The organism is Aeromonas sp. R3-1 (assembly GCF_040908345.1).
In the GTDB taxonomy this organism is placed as follows: Bacteria; Pseudomonadota; Gammaproteobacteria; order Enterobacterales; family Aeromonadaceae; genus Aeromonas; species Aeromonas veronii.
Genome location: NZ_JBFODN010000090.1, coordinates 1 through 13,309 on the forward strand (window position 1 = coordinate 1; position 13,309 = coordinate 13,309).

Here is a 13,309-nt window from a genome sequence, read left to right on the forward strand (position 1 = left end):
CCCTATCTGGCGGCGGCTGGCATGTCGCTCAGCTCGCTCATCGTGGTGACCAACTCCATGCGCCTCAACCGATGAGACTGGTGGCGGAAAATATCTGAAAATGTGGCCTGCCTCCGATGCAGGCCACATTTCTAACTAATACCGGCTGGCCCCCTGCCCGAACAAGGTTACCATAGGGGACGCTTGCCAAGGATGAACGCCAAGGTACCTCTCATGAATATAATTTTTGTCCTGATCCCCATCGCCATCCTGTTTGTGATCATCGCCGGGGTCGTCTTCTTCTGGGCCATTCGCTCCGAGCAGTTTGAAGATCTCGACCGGCAGGGTTCCAACATCCTGTTTGACGAAGAGCAACCTGCCCACAAACCCGTAAAGCCTGCTGACCATGACCCACAACCTTGATCTGGCCGGCGCCCTGCTGGTCGGACTGGCAGGCTCCGCTCACTGCATCGGCATGTGTGGGGGTGTCTCTGCCGCGCTCTCCATGGCGATCCCAGCCAACAAGCAGCATTTTTGGGGGCGACTCGCCTATCTGCTCAACTACAACCTCGGCCGGATCCTGAGCTATGTCATTGCTGGTGCACTGGTGGGCGGCCTGCTCGCCACCACCAGTGAGCTGGGCGCTGGCAAACACGCTATTGCCGGCTTACGTCTGGTGGCGGCGTTATTGATGATTGCGCTTGGTCTCTATCTGGCGGGCTGGTGGCAAGGGATCTTGCTGCTGGAGCGGCTCGGCGCCAGACTTTGGCCCCGAATCAAACCGCTGGCGGGCAAATTTATCCCCTTCACCTCACCGCTTCAGGCACTGCCCTTTGGCATGGTGTGGGGCTGGCTGCCCTGCGGGCTGGTCTACTCCATGCTGACCTGGAGCGCGGCGGCCGGTTCGGCCAGTGGCGGTGCGCTCATCATGCTCTTTTTTGGTCTCGGCACCCTGCCCACCCTGTTTGCGTTGGGGGGGCTTGCCGACCGCCTGAGATACTGGCTCACCCTGCGCAGTTTGCGCCTTGGCGGTGCCCTGCTGCTCATTTTGTTCGGGGTGCATACCTTCTGGATTGGCATTGCTTCCTTTTGAAACCCTATCCAAAACGGATGAGTTGATGGTAAACTTGTTTGATATAAATCAATTATTCGTATGAGCCTATGATCCCGGAAAAGAAACCTGGCAGACGTATCCAGAGCGGTGGCTGTGCAATTCATTGCCAGGATTGCAGCATCAGTCAGCTCTGTATTCCCTTCACTCTGAACGACAACGAGCTTGATCAGCTGGACAGCATCATCGAGCGCAAGAAGCCGATCCAGAAGGGTGAAGAGCTGTTCAAGGCTGGCGATGAGTTCAAATCGCTCTATGCCATCCGTTCCGGGACCATCAAGTCTTACACCATCACCGAGCAAGGGGATGAGCAGATCACTGCGTTCCACCTCGCTGGCGATCTGGTCGGTTTTGATGCCATCAACAAGCAGGCCCACCCCTCCTTCGCCCAGGCGCTGGAAACGGCCATGGTGTGCGAGATCCCCTTTGAAGTGCTGGATGATCTCTCCGGCAAGATGCCCAAACTGCGCCAGCAGATCATGCGTCTGATGAGCAGCGAAATCATGGGCGATCAGGAGATGATCCTGCTGCTCTCCAAGAAGAATGCTGAAGAGCGCCTCGCCGCCTTCCTGCACAATCTGTCGGTACGCTTCTCCGAGCGCGGTTTCTCCGCCAAGGAGTTCCGTCTCTCCATGACCCGTGGTGACATTGGCAACTATCTGGGTCTGACCGTCGAGACCATCAGTCGTCTGCTCGGCCGTTTCCAGAAGTCCGGTCTCATCAGCGTTAAAGGCAAATACATTACCGTGCTGGATCAGGTCGCCCTTGGCATGATGGCCGGAGCTACTCGCCCGCCCTGCGGCTGATTTTTCCGCTTACCCTCCCGCTTTTCTCCTGCTTTCCCTGCCGGATCCTTTCCTCTGGAATGTGATCCGGTACGTTCCCCATACCCTCCTCCTGCGCTAAGCTGTAATGGCTAAGATTCTGCTGTCATTGGACTTTTCCAAGGAGGAGAAGATGGTCAAATATCAGAATATTCTGGTGGTTATCAATCCAGAAGAGGAGCGTCAAATCGCCCTCGAACGGGCAGTCAAAGTCGCCGAGCTGGACGAAAACGCCCATCTGACCCTGCTGCTCACCATCTATGACTTCTCGTATGAAATGACTGCCATGCTCTCGGTGGACGAGCGGCAAGAGATGCGCGACGGCGTCATTTCACAGCGACGTGAGTGGCTGGACGAGATCCTGATCCCCTATCGGGCACAGGGGATCGAATGCGAAGTGAAAGTAGTCTGGCACAATCGTCCCTTCGAGTGTGTCATTCAGGAAGTGCTGGAGCAGCGCCACGATCTGGTGGTCAAAGCCACTCACCATCACAGCTTCCTGCAAACCTTCATCTTTACCCCCACCGACTGGCACCTGCTGCGCAAATGCCCCTGTCCGGTGCTGCTGGTCAAGGAGGGGCACTGGCAACGGGGCGGCAACATCATCGCCGCCATCAACTGCTCAAGCGACGATCCGGATCAGAAACTGCTCAACGAACGGATCACCCAGGAGGGAAGCGATATCGCCGAGCTGCTGGGCTCCAATCTCTATCTGGTCAATACCTACCCGGGCACCCCGGTCAACGTGGCCATAGAGCTGCCGGAGTTTGATCCCAACGCCTACAACGAAGCGATCCGCAAACACCATGAAAGCCTGCTGCTGAGCCATGCCGACAAGTTCGGGATCGGTCATCTCTGGACCCGGGTTGCAGAGGGGCTACCGGAAGAGGTGTTGCCGGATATGGCCGAAGAGCTCAAAGCAACCTTGATGATCATGGGCTGCGTCGGCCGTACCGGGCTTTCTGCAGCTTTGCTCGGCAATACCGCCGAACATGTGATTGACCGCCTCTCCTGCGACATCCTGATCCTCAAACCGGCGGACTACAGCTGTCCGGTCGACAGTCGTCGCAATCAATCATAAGGTGCCTGGCACCTTGCCCTCCCCCGGGACATGGCTATAATAACGCGCTTATTTGTGTCCCGGGTTTTACGAGCATGCTAGAAGAGCTGAACGCCAAAGAAAAATACAGTTTTAACAAACTGCAGAAGCGCCTGCGGCGCAACGTGGGTCAGGCCATTGCCGACTTCAACATGATTGAAGAGGGCGACAAGGTCATGGTCTGCCTCTCCGGCGGCAAGGACAGCTTCGGTATGCTCGACATACTGATGAGCCTCAAAGCCAGCGCCCCCATCCATTTCGATCTGGTTGCCGTCAACCTGGATCAAAAGCAGCCCGGCTTCCCCGAGCACGTGCTGCCCGAGTACCTGGATTCCCTCGGCATCGAGTACAAGATCGTCGAAGAGGATACCTACTCCATCGTCAAGGAGAAGGTACCGGAAGGCAAAACTACCTGCTCCCTCTGCTCACGGCTACGCCGCGGTATTCTCTACCGCACCGCCCAGGAGCTGGGTTGCACCAAAATTGCCCTTGGCCACCACCGCGACGACATCCTCGAGACCCTGTTCCTCAACATGTTCTACGGTGGCAAGCTCAAGTCCATGCCGCCCAAGCTGGTGAGCGATGATGGCAAGAACGTGGTGATCCGCCCGCTGGCCTACTGCAAAGAGAAGGATCTGATCCGCTACGCAGACGTCAAAGCCTTCCCCATCATTCCGTGTAACCTGTGCGGCTCGCAGGAGAACCTGCAGCGTCAGGCCATCAAGCAGATGATGCTGGATTGGGATCGCCGCTTCCCCGGTCGTATCGAGACCATGTTCACCGCCATTCAGGACGTGATCCCGAGCCACCTGCTCGACCACAAGCTGTTTGACTTCAAGAGTATCAACCGTGACTCCGGCATCATCGATGGCGGCGACAAGGCGTTTGATCCGCCCGAGATGCCGAAGGCGCCGCTGCTGGATATCGACGAGATGGACATGCTGGATGTGATTGAAGTGCGCTAAGCCGCCGTCACAGGGCAAACGCCACGCAATAAAAAAGGAGCGATGATCGCTCCTTTTTTGCTTTCTGGATTGGCCTGTCACTGCGGTGACAGCGCGACCGATCTCACCCTTTATGCAGCCAGGGGGTCAGTCGCAGCACGTCACCCTGCAGGCGCAGTTGCCCGGCAGCGAACGCGGCCAGTTGCTCATTGCTCAGCAGCAGGTGGCCTTCCTGCCAGGGCAGCGCCTCCTGACGGGCGCCATCAATCAGATAGGCGGTGCCGCTCTGTTGCACCAGGGTAATGCGTACCCCTTCCATCTTCGGCAGGAAGTGCTTGCCGACCATGCCCGCCATCTTGTCGAGCAGGGACTGCATCTGCTGCTGACGGGCCGCCAGCTCGGCCAGTGGCAGTTCGGGCCCGTTCGGCGCATCGGCCATCACCTGTACCGTCATATCGCATGTGGCGTGCTCTTCTTTCAGGCCGACGGTCACGATCCCCTTGTCGAGGTTGAGATCCTCATCAAAAGGCAGGCGCAGTTCGCTATCGACCGTTACCTCGCCCGCCACTTCCTTGCTGTCGGTTGCAACTCGGGCAAAAGTGAGGCCACAGCGCTGACCATTTTGCGGATCGGTCAGATAAAACCCCAGTCTGGCGTGACCAAACTCCCCTTTGGCAAAGGTCTTCATCTGGCTGTAGAAGGTGCTGTATTGCAGAGCCAGCACCGGCTCAGCCAGCGCCAGCCCTGGCAGCAAGAGCGTGGCCAGCAGGCTCTGGCGCACAGCCTTGGTCACTCCATATCGACGGGTCATTCAACGTCCTTTTGCATCATGCATTGAAATGGTTGGGGCCTTCTGTCACCTCGTTAACCTCTACCCCCACCCCGCAGAGATCCCGATAGAGGATCCCCTTGCAGTTGAAATAGAGCGGTGCCACCCAGATAAGTCCCAACCCCATGGGGATCAGAGCCAGGAAGAAGAGCGCGGTCATCACACCGTGGAACAGCACAATGCTGGGCCAGCCGCGCGCAAAGAGCTTGAGAGAGACCAGAATGGCCTGGGGCGGCGTCAGGCCGCGTTCCAGCACCAGCGGGACGGTAAAGAGCAGCCCCATACCGATCAGGGCCGAGGGAATGAAAGAGAGTACGGCGGGCAATCCCAGCAGATCGAATAGCGGGCCAAACAGGCTGGTGAGCAGACTGCCAAGCAGGCTCAGCATGCCGAGGCGTACAAAGTGGCGGAAGAAGTCGAACACCTGGTTGGCCCGGGCGCGCACCCCGACCGACTGCTGCAACCCCAGCATATCGAGGGAGCTGGTCATGGGGGCCATCACCACCGTCATCAGCAGGCTCAGTACCATGGCCACATTCATCTGGCTGTCATCCCCCAGATAGGGCAACAGCAGCACATTGCTTAGCAGGATCCAGATCGCCGTCACCCCGACAATCGCCAGCAGCAGGCCAAATCCGGTACGGCGGGTCTGTTGCCATCCCTCCTGGATGACCCCTTTCAGATCAAGGCGATAGCCCTGGTTCAGAGACTGCTCAAGGGAGCCGCCAATACGCATTTTATTACTCAATTGACTATCCAATATCGAAAACGACCAAATCAGGTGGCACATTATAGCGATTTGGTCTGCTATTCGTAGCCGTTTTTCCTGCGCACTTGCGGCTAATTCGGGCCAAAAAGCCTTTAATTTCATGTGTCGGCTGCATAGAATGCGGCCCTCTTTCAACACGATGGCCACTGGCTGGGGTGAGACTGGCGGATGATGAACAATCCACAGGTAATTGTCGCGCTGAACAAGATCAGCAAAAAATACGATGGCAAGGTGATCCTGAGTGACCTTGACCTTGAAATCTATGACGGTGAATTTCTTACCCTGCTGGGCCCTTCCGGCTGTGGCAAGACCACCCTGCTGCGCCTGCTGGCCGGGCTCGAATCGGTCGATGGTGGTACCATCCATCTGGCCGGTGACGAGATCACCCATATCCCCGCCGAACACAGGCACATCAACACCGTGTTCCAGAGCTATGCGCTCTTCCCCCATATGACGGTGTTTGAAAACGTCGCCTTTGGCCTCGAGATGCAGAAAGTACCGGCCAGCGAGATCCGTCAGCGGGTCGAGGAGACCCTCGCCATGGTGCAGCTTACCGAGCTGGCCAACCGCCGCCCGGATCAGCTCTCCGGCGGCCAGCAGCAACGGGTCGCCATCGCCCGCGCCGTGGTCAACAAGCCCCGCCTGCTACTGCTTGACGAATCCCTCTCGGCGCTCGACTACAAGCTGCGCAAGCAGATGCAGAGCGAGCTCAAAGCGTTGCAGCGTCGCCTGGGCATCACCTTTGTCTTCGTTACCCATGATCAGGAAGAGGCGCTCACCATGTCTGATCGCATCCTGGTGATGGAGGGCGGCAAGATCATCCAGCGCGGCACCCCGCGCGATATCTACGAATCGCCAGCCAACCTGTTCGTGGCCCGCTTTATCGGCGAGATCAACGTGATGGATGGCAAGCTGATCAGCCAGCGCGAACCCGGTGTCTGGCAGGCCGAGGTAGAGGGGCGCGAATGCCTGCTTCATACCACACTGCCATTCCAGCCTGACGACAAGGTGCTGGTGCTGCTTCGCCCGGAAGATCTGCGCATTCTAGATCAGGATGACGATCAGAGCGGTGCGCTACGGGGCAATATCCGCGAGCGCAACTATAAGGGGGCGACGCTGGACTCGGTGATCGAGCTCGAAAGTGGCAAACAGCTGCTTATCTCCGAGTTCTTCGACGAGGATGACCCCGACTTTGACTACCGTCTCGGTCAGGAGGTGGCGATCCACTGGGTTGACAGCTGGGAGGTGGTGCTGCCCTATGAGCCTCACTAATCTGCGGGTACCGCACAGCTTTGCCCACAACGGCTTTCGCAACGGGGCCATCGCGCTGATCCTGGGCTGGCTGACGCTGTTCGTCTTCCTGCCCAACCTGATGATCATCGGAGTCAGCTTCCTGACCCGTGACGAATCCGAGCTTATCGCGCCGCTCTTTACCCTGAGCAACTATGGCCGCCTGCTGGACCCCCTCTATTTAGAGGTGCTGCTCCACTCCCTCTGGCTGGCGCTGCTCGCCACCGCCATCTGCCTGCTGGTGGGCTACCCCTTTGCCTGGCTGCTGGCTCATCTGCCAGCGCGTATCCGCCCGCTGCTGCTGTTTCTGGTGGTGGTGCCGTTCTGGACCAACTCCCTCATTCGTACCTATGCCCTGAAAGTGCTGCTCGGCACCCGGGGGCTGATCAATGGCTGGCTGCTGGATCTGGGGCTTATCGAGCGGCCGCTGCAGATGATGTATACCGAGGTGGCCGTCATCATCGGGCTGGTCTATGTGCTGCTCCCCTTTATGGTGCTGCCGCTCTACTCCAGCATCGAGAAGCTGGATGGCCGTTTGCTGGAGGCGGCGCGAGATCTCGGCGCCAACGGCTGGCAGCGGCTGGTGCGGATCATCTTGCCCCTCACCCTGCCCGGCATCATCGCCGGTTGTCTGCTGGTGTTCCTGCCCGCCATGGGGATGTTCTATGTCTCCGACTTGCTGGGGGGCGCCAAGCACCTGCTGATAGGCAACCTGATCAAGACCCAGTTCCTCAACAGCCGTGACTGGCCCTTTGGCGCCGCCATCAGCGTGATGCTGACGGTGCTGATGGCGCTGTTGGTCTACTGCTACTGGCGGGCAGGCAAGCTGCTCAGCAAGAAGGAGGAGCTGGCATGATGCGCGCACTGAAAGCCCTCTTTCTGCTGCTGGTGTTTGGCTATCTCTATGTGCCCATCGGGGTGCTGATCGCCAACTCCTTCAACCTGTCGAAATATGGCATCGACTGGCGCGGCTTTACCCTGGGCTGGTATGAGAAGCTGTTTGCCAGCGCCAGCCTGATGCAGGCGGCCCAACACTCCCTGACCATCGCCGCCCTCACCGCCACCGCGGCCACCCTGATCGGCACCCTCACCGCCGTAGCGCTGTTTCGCTACCGCTTTCGCGGCAAACAGTACGTGAGCGGCATGCTGTTCGTGGTGATGATGTCCCCCGATATCGTGATGGCCATTTCGCTGCTGACCCTGTTTGTGGTGACCGGCATTGCGCTGGGCTTCTGGTCGCTGCTGATCGCCCACATTACCTTCTGCCTGCCGTTTGTGGTGATCACCGTCTACTCGCGGCTGTGCGGTTTTGATGTGCGGATGCTGGAAGCCGCGCGGGATCTGGGGGCTGGCGAGTGGATCATCCTGCGCCGCATCATACTGCCGCTGGCCCTGCCGGCGGTGATGGCGGGCTGGCTGCTCTCCTTTACCCTGTCGCTGGACGACGTGGTGGTGAGCTCCTTTGTTACCGGCCCGGCCTACGAGATCCTGCCGCTCAAGATCTACTCCATGGTCAAGGTGGGGGTCTCCCCCGAGGTCAACGCCCTGGCCACCCTGATGCTGGTCGCCTCTCTCGGGATGGTGCTGCTGGCGCAACTGTTACTGCGTAAACGGCAGGGTTGACCCTGCCCGTTTCGTCCCCGCCATCTTTGGCGAACTCTGTCACGGTGGGCCGCAAGGCCCCATAACCCCAAGGAGTTGTTGATGACAATCCAACACAAGGCCGGCGCCCTGCTGGCAGCCGCCCTCACCCTCACCAACCCGCTGCTGAGCCAGAGCGCTCACGCGGCCGATGACAAAGTGGTCTACTTCTACAACTGGTCGGAATATGTGCCGGACGGCCTGCTGGAACAGTTCCAGCAAGAGACCGGCATCAAGGTGATCTACTCCACCTACGAATCCAACGAGACCCTCTACGCCAAGCTGAAAACCCATGGCGACGGCTATGACGTGGTGGTGCCCAGCACCTATTTCATCTCGAAAATGGCCAAGGAGGGGATGCTGCAGCCGCTGGATCGCGCCCAGCTGCCCAACTTCAAGCACCTCGACCCCACCCTGCTCAACCATGAGTACGACCCGGACAACCGCTACTCCATCCCCTATATCTGGGGCGCAACCGGGATCGGCACCAACACCGACATCATCGAGCAGCCGGTCACCAGCTGGAAGCAGCTCTGGGCACCGGAGTGGAAAGAGAGCCTGCTGCTGATGGACGATGCCCGCGAGGTGTTCCATATCGCGCTGGTGCAACTGGGCTATAGCCCCAACACCCAGGACAAGGCGCAGATCGCCGAAGCGTTCGAATACCTGAAAAAGCTGATGCCCAACGTCAAGGCGTTCAACTCCGACAACCCGGCCGACCCCTTTATCGCCGGTGAGGTCAATATCGGTATGCTGTGGAACGGCTCGGCCTACGGTGCCCAGCGCGAATACCCCTCCATCCAGATGACCTACCCCGAAGAAGGCGCCGTGCTCTGGATGGACAACCTCGCCATCCCGGCCAAGGCCAAGCATGTGAAAGAGGCCCATGCCCTGATCAACTTCCTGATGCGCCCCGATGTGGCCGCCAAGGTGGCCGAGGCAATTGGCTACCCCACCCCGGTCAAGGATGCCATTCCCCTGCTCACCCCGGCGTTTCGCAACAACCCCATGGTCTTCCCGAGCGACGAGACCAAACGCAAGGGGGAATTTCAGTCCGATGTGGGGGACGCCTCCCGCCTCTACGAGCAGTACTTCCTGCAACTTAAAGCCATGGTGGCCAAGGCGGGTTAAGTCGGCGGTTAATCGGCCCTGACGGGTTTAATGGATTAAGGGGGCAATTGCCCCCTTTTTCGTCTTTCGGATCTGCGACGCCTAGCCACAACGAGCCATGCACCGGCACCTGCTGCATTTTATGGAGCCGCGGGATTAGTAACCCAATAGCCAAACACCAACCGAATGAGTATGCAGATCAGGGTTGGTGATGCTGCTTGAACTGTGCAGCAAGACGATGTCGTGATACACAGCAGATTGGAGGATTTGAATGCGGTAGCAGAACGGCTAACAGCAGACATGAAGCCGATTCAAGCGAACATACCTAGACAATTAACACATGTTAGTAATATTATGATTTTAAAGTAATTTAATTTCTCATTCACAGAATGTGATACGGCGTCATATAGATATTTATATAAATGGATTAATACGCCTTCCATCTAACTATGGTTATGTTCTAGGTTCATATGGAATCAATCTCAATAGCATTGCTCAGCTCAATTAGCAGCGTAAGCTTAGCTGCGCTACTTATCTTCCTTGGCAAAAATTGGATACTCGAAAGACTAAGAGAATCCATAAAACATGACTATGCCGTTAGGCTGGAAAGCTACAGATCTCAAATCACACGCCGTGAACAAGCATATGAAGAGATCATTAATGCTCTTTACGATAAAATTACATACTTCCGAGTTCACAAGGAAGATTATGGCCAAGGGACTGGACTGTCTGAAGAGAAGGAAAGAGAACTCTATTTGGAGTACATCAAAGCATCCGCTGCTTTATCTAGAGCAACGGATATAGGGGTTTTGTTTATATCCAAGGATTCAGTTTTCTTGCTGGAAGAACTACGAGACAGAAAACAACTTGATTATAATGAAGAACCAAAATTTGAGTTCTATGAAGCCGAGTTTATCGCTCACCAACAGGCATTGTCAGACCTGCTAAAACAGGCACTAATTGACCTAAATCGAACATAACATTGCATTCAAGCCGACACTGCTTGCCGGTTCTCTGCACATTAAGACATTAATCTCCTAGGTAATCCCATGCATTCACTCGAGTTTCACAGGCAACATCCTGAGATTTCTATAGAACAATATGTCAAAGCAAAAACATTGGGGCTTGCTGAGTCAATCCAAGACATGGAGAAGATATATCTCGATCAACGCTTTTGGGTGCTACTTCGTGATGCACACATGGGGCGGTCTAATATTCAGGCTGCCTATAGGCTGCTCGGCACGATAAGAAGCGCTGTAACGAGCGGCAAAATTCTCTGCCCGATTAGTGAATCCGTGTTTTTGGAGTTGCTTAAACAGCAAGATCTAACAACTCGGCAAGCGACTGCAGAGCTAATTGATGAATTCAGCCATGGCATAACAATCGCCCCATACGAACAACGGGTTGCACAAGAGCTGATTAGTGTCATTACCATGCTGACACCCAACGGAGCTCAATATCATGAGCCCAAAGACCTCATATGGTCGAAACTCAGTTATGTGTTAGGCGTAGTGCACCCTTCTGAGACAGTTTTTCCTCCGGTAGAAGAACTCGTCATTCAAAAGTCATTTTTTGACCATATGTGGAATATTCCATTAGTTGAAGTACTTTCCTATCTCGAGGACGACACCTTCTTTCCACCCGAGAAGTTTGGTGAAATGGCTGACAAGCTGAATGAGCTAAATCAAAATCACCAAAATGAGGTGAAGAACTTTAAACAGCTATACCTTAATGAAATCCGCGGTGCATTAAGTCTGTTCATGCATGTACCACGCATGTGGTTGGAAAATGAATACAAAAGAGTATCGGGCGTTTCGCCTTCGTGCTCGGTTCATGAAATACTTGAGCGTGAACAGAAATGGCACACAGTCTTCGGAAACTTAGTGAAAGAGAAGTCCGTGGCACTGAGATTGCCGAGTCTTCATGTTTCTGCCCTATGCCATGCAGCAGTTCGCTGGGACAAAAGAAGAAAATTGGAAGCGAATGATTTCTACGACTTTCAACATGCGGCAGCCGCAGTTGGTTACTGTAGTGCCTTCATGACGGAAAAACCTCTAAGGTCACTGCTTCAGCAAAAGCATCTCCAATTGGCAAACGACTATCCATGTCTGGTAATTGCTGACATCAATGAAGCCGTAGAGTGGATGGAAAAGCGAGTTGGTGGCTAACTTATGAATCCACAGCGTCCCTCAGTCTTTTCCAATAAAACTCAGCACTATCTGGTTCGAAGTTTTGGCCGAAAAAAGGCAAGTTGGCCAAAGCCGATTAATTCTGCACTTTTTCATCGTCCCTTAGGGGTGTAGATTGGTTGGGGGGCAAACGTTGCCCCCTCTCTTTTTTCATGACTGCCCGTGGTGCTACGCGAAACAATCTTTCGCCGATATCGCGGGTGGCCTGAGCCAATCAGGAGTATTCATGTCCGATCTGACCCTCTATTTCGCTCCCGGCACCTGTGCCATGGCCGTGCAGATTGCCCTGCTGGAAGCGAATGCCCCGTTCCAACCCCGTCTCGTCAACCTCGCCGCAGGGGAGCAGCGTGACCCCGCGTATCTTGCCATCAACCCCAAAGGGCGAGTGCCAGCCCTTGTCACCGATCAGGGCACCCTGACCGAGACCCCGGCCCTGCTGCTCTATGTGGCGCAGCGCTTCCCCGCAGCCAAGCTGGCGCCGCTGGACAACCCGTTCCTGCTGGCCCGCATGCAGGAGGTCAACAGCTTCCTCGCCTCCACCGTGCATGTCTCCCACGCCCACGGTCGCCGTGGCAGCCGCTGGGCGGATGACGAGCAGGCCATTGCCGCCATGCAGCAGAAAGTCGCCAGCAATATGCGCGATGGCTTTGCCCAGATTGAGCAGCACTATCTGGCAGGCCCCTGGGTGCTGGGCGAGCAGTTCAGCGTGGCAGACATTTATCTGTTCGTGGTCGCGGGCTGGCTGAAAAGCGATGGGGTCGAGATCAGTGAATTCCCCAAGGTTGCCGATCATTATCAGCGCATGCTGAGCCGTTCGGCGGTCGCCAAGGCACTGGCCAACTAACCATAAAATCAATAGCTCGATGAATAACAAGGGTGCCAGGGCTCTGCTGACACCCTTCCTGCCTCCTCCCTTGCACTTCTTCTCCCGCCTTTGAGATCGTTTTCACATTTCCGTGGTTTTGCCGTGGCCCTTCCCCGGTAAAAAGCCTATCTTTGCGCCATGACGCAACCGGTTGCGTAACCGGTTGCCTAGCGGTTCACAGATTGACGGGCCAAGGCCTGATGAGGTGCTGTATGAAACGAGGCGTACTGCTCAATGCTCCCCTGAGTGCTCTGGTGGCACAGATGGGCCACACCGACGAGATCACCGTCTGCGATGCAGGCTTACCCATTCCGGCAGGGCCGGAGCGGATCGATCTGGCGCTGATGGCGGGGACCCCCAGCCTTGCAACCGTACTGACCGCCCTGCTCACCGATCTGGTGGTGGAGAAGGTGATCATGGCAGGCGAGATCAAGCAGATCAGCCCCGCCGCCCATCAGGCGCTGGTCGATCAGCTTGAGGCCCACGCAGCCGCCCAGGGCAAGCCCATCGCCATCGAATACTGCCTGCATGAGGAGTTCAAAACCCGCTCCCGCCAGAGCAAGGCGATCGTGCGCAGCGGCGAGGTGACTCCCTACGCCAACCTGATCCTCTGCGCCGGTGTGGCGTTCTGACATTCTTCAAAGAAGGCCTCTTCAAGG

15 protein-coding genes are annotated in these 13,309 nt (G+C 56.5%); 13 read left to right on the forward strand and 2 right to left on the reverse strand.

Annotated elements, in window-relative coordinates; all coding sequences use genetic code 11:
* The first annotated feature begins 213 nt into the window (after positions 1-213).
* From ccoS to ttcA, 5 genes are all read left to right on the forward strand, one after another.
* Positions 214-402, forward strand: coding sequence for a cbb3-type cytochrome oxidase assembly protein CcoS (gene ccoS / locus AB5Y85_RS05840; RefSeq protein WP_005336630.1), 189 nt, complete (start codon positions 214-216; stop codon positions 400-402).
* Positions 386-1,072 (forward strand): sulfite exporter TauE/SafE family protein, encoded by a 687-nt coding sequence (locus AB5Y85_RS05845; RefSeq protein ID WP_005336631.1) that lies wholly within the window; start codon positions 386-388, stop codon positions 1,070-1,072. Before ccoS ends, AB5Y85_RS05845 begins: the two co-directional genes overlap by 17 nt.
* Positions 1,073-1,140: 68 nt before the next feature.
* Positions 1,141-1,896: an FNR family transcription factor gene (locus tag AB5Y85_RS05850; protein WP_005351934.1), complete on the forward strand. Its 756-nt coding sequence runs from the start codon at positions 1,141-1,143 to the stop codon at positions 1,894-1,896.
* A 151-nt stretch (positions 1,897-2,047) separates the two neighbouring features.
* Positions 2,048-2,995, forward strand: coding sequence for a universal stress protein UspE (uspE, locus tag AB5Y85_RS05855; protein WP_129504042.1), 948 nt, complete (start codon positions 2,048-2,050; stop codon positions 2,993-2,995).
* 74 nt (positions 2,996-3,069) lie between these two features.
* The gene (gene ttcA / locus AB5Y85_RS05860; RefSeq protein ID WP_257686957.1) at positions 3,070-3,978 is read left to right on the forward strand and encodes a tRNA 2-thiocytidine(32) synthetase TtcA; all 909 of its coding nucleotides are present in this window, start codon (positions 3,070-3,072) and stop codon (positions 3,976-3,978) included.
* A 103-nt stretch (positions 3,979-4,081) separates the two neighbouring features.
* On the opposite strand, the gene AB5Y85_RS05865 is transcribed toward ttcA, so the two are convergent.
* Positions 4,082-4,768: a DUF2987 domain-containing protein gene (locus tag AB5Y85_RS05865; protein ID WP_206876929.1), complete on the reverse strand. Its 687-nt coding sequence runs from the start codon at positions 4,766-4,768 to the stop codon at positions 4,082-4,084.
* A gap of 16 nt (positions 4,769-4,784) precedes the next feature.
* Positions 4,785-5,522 (reverse strand): hypothetical protein, encoded by a 738-nt coding sequence (locus AB5Y85_RS05870; RefSeq protein ID WP_005351939.1) that lies wholly within the window; start codon positions 5,520-5,522, stop codon positions 4,785-4,787.
* Between the two features lie 201 nt (positions 5,523-5,723).
* On the opposite strand from AB5Y85_RS05870, the gene potA reads away from it, so the two are divergent.
* From potA to rbsD, 8 genes are all read left to right on the forward strand, one after another.
* On the forward strand, positions 5,724-6,827 hold the full coding sequence (potA, locus tag AB5Y85_RS05875) for a spermidine/putrescine ABC transporter ATP-binding protein PotA (RefSeq protein ID WP_257686958.1): 1,104 nt from the start codon (positions 5,724-5,726) through the stop codon (positions 6,825-6,827).
* Positions 6,814-7,701: a spermidine/putrescine ABC transporter permease PotB gene (gene potB, locus AB5Y85_RS05880; protein ID WP_257686959.1), complete on the forward strand. Its 888-nt coding sequence runs from the start codon at positions 6,814-6,816 to the stop codon at positions 7,699-7,701. Before potA ends, potB begins: the two co-directional genes overlap by 14 nt.
* A complete protein-coding gene (potC, locus tag AB5Y85_RS05885) occupies positions 7,698-8,468 on the forward strand; it encodes a spermidine/putrescine ABC transporter permease PotC (RefSeq protein WP_005336644.1) in 771 nt (256 codons plus the stop codon). The genes potB and potC overlap by 4 nt, the downstream gene beginning before the upstream one ends.
* Before the next feature lie 81 nt (positions 8,469-8,549).
* A complete protein-coding gene (locus tag AB5Y85_RS05890) occupies positions 8,550-9,617 on the forward strand; it encodes an extracellular solute-binding protein (RefSeq protein WP_257686960.1) in 1,068 nt (355 codons plus the stop codon).
* Positions 9,618-10,066: 449 nt separating this feature from the next.
* Complete coding sequence (locus AB5Y85_RS05895) at positions 10,067-10,576, forward strand: hypothetical protein (protein ID WP_257686961.1); 510 nt, start codon at positions 10,067-10,069, stop codon at positions 10,574-10,576.
* 69 nt (positions 10,577-10,645) lie between these two features.
* On the forward strand, positions 10,646-11,764 hold the full coding sequence (locus AB5Y85_RS05900) for a hypothetical protein (protein ID WP_257686962.1): 1,119 nt from the start codon (positions 10,646-10,648) through the stop codon (positions 11,762-11,764).
* 247 nt (positions 11,765-12,011) lie between these two features.
* Positions 12,012-12,629, forward strand: a complete 618-nt coding sequence (locus AB5Y85_RS05905) for a glutathione S-transferase family protein (RefSeq protein ID WP_257686963.1) — start codon at positions 12,012-12,014, stop codon at positions 12,627-12,629.
* 233 nt (positions 12,630-12,862) lie between these two features.
* On the forward strand, positions 12,863-13,282 hold the full coding sequence (rbsD, locus tag AB5Y85_RS05910; protein ID WP_257686964.1) for a D-ribose pyranase: 420 nt from the start codon (positions 12,863-12,865) through the stop codon (positions 13,280-13,282).
* The last annotated feature ends 27 nt before the right edge of the window (positions 13,283-13,309 follow it).

Coding starts and splice junctions, on each gene's coding strand:
- ccoS (WP_005336630.1), top strand. CDS start 214: ATGAATATAATTTTTGTCCTGATCCCCATCGCCATCCTGTTTGTGATC.
- AB5Y85_RS05845 (WP_005336631.1), top strand. CDS start 386: ATGACCCACAACCTTGATCTGGCCGGCGCCCTGCTGGTCGGACTGGCA.
- AB5Y85_RS05850 (WP_005351934.1), top strand. CDS start 1,141: ATGATCCCGGAAAAGAAACCTGGCAGACGTATCCAGAGCGGTGGCTGT.
- uspE (WP_129504042.1), top strand. CDS start 2,048: ATGGTCAAATATCAGAATATTCTGGTGGTTATCAATCCAGAAGAGGAG.
- ttcA (WP_257686957.1), top strand. CDS start 3,070: ATGCTAGAAGAGCTGAACGCCAAAGAAAAATACAGTTTTAACAAACTG.
- AB5Y85_RS05865 (WP_206876929.1), bottom strand. CDS start 4,768: ATGACCCGTCGATATGGAGTGACCAAGGCTGTGCGCCAGAGCCTGCTG.
- AB5Y85_RS05870 (WP_005351939.1), bottom strand. CDS start 5,522: ATGCGTATTGGCGGCTCCCTTGAGCAGTCTCTGAACCAGGGCTATCGC.
- potA (WP_257686958.1), top strand. CDS start 5,724: ATGATGAACAATCCACAGGTAATTGTCGCGCTGAACAAGATCAGCAAA.
- potB (WP_257686959.1), top strand. CDS start 6,814: ATGAGCCTCACTAATCTGCGGGTACCGCACAGCTTTGCCCACAACGGC.
- potC (WP_005336644.1), top strand. CDS start 7,698: ATGATGCGCGCACTGAAAGCCCTCTTTCTGCTGCTGGTGTTTGGCTAT.
- AB5Y85_RS05890 (WP_257686960.1), top strand. CDS start 8,550: ATGACAATCCAACACAAGGCCGGCGCCCTGCTGGCAGCCGCCCTCACC.
- AB5Y85_RS05895 (WP_257686961.1), top strand. CDS start 10,067: ATGGAATCAATCTCAATAGCATTGCTCAGCTCAATTAGCAGCGTAAGC.
- AB5Y85_RS05900 (WP_257686962.1), top strand. CDS start 10,646: ATGCATTCACTCGAGTTTCACAGGCAACATCCTGAGATTTCTATAGAA.
- AB5Y85_RS05905 (WP_257686963.1), top strand. CDS start 12,012: ATGTCCGATCTGACCCTCTATTTCGCTCCCGGCACCTGTGCCATGGCC.
- rbsD (WP_257686964.1), top strand. CDS start 12,863: ATGAAACGAGGCGTACTGCTCAATGCTCCCCTGAGTGCTCTGGTGGCA.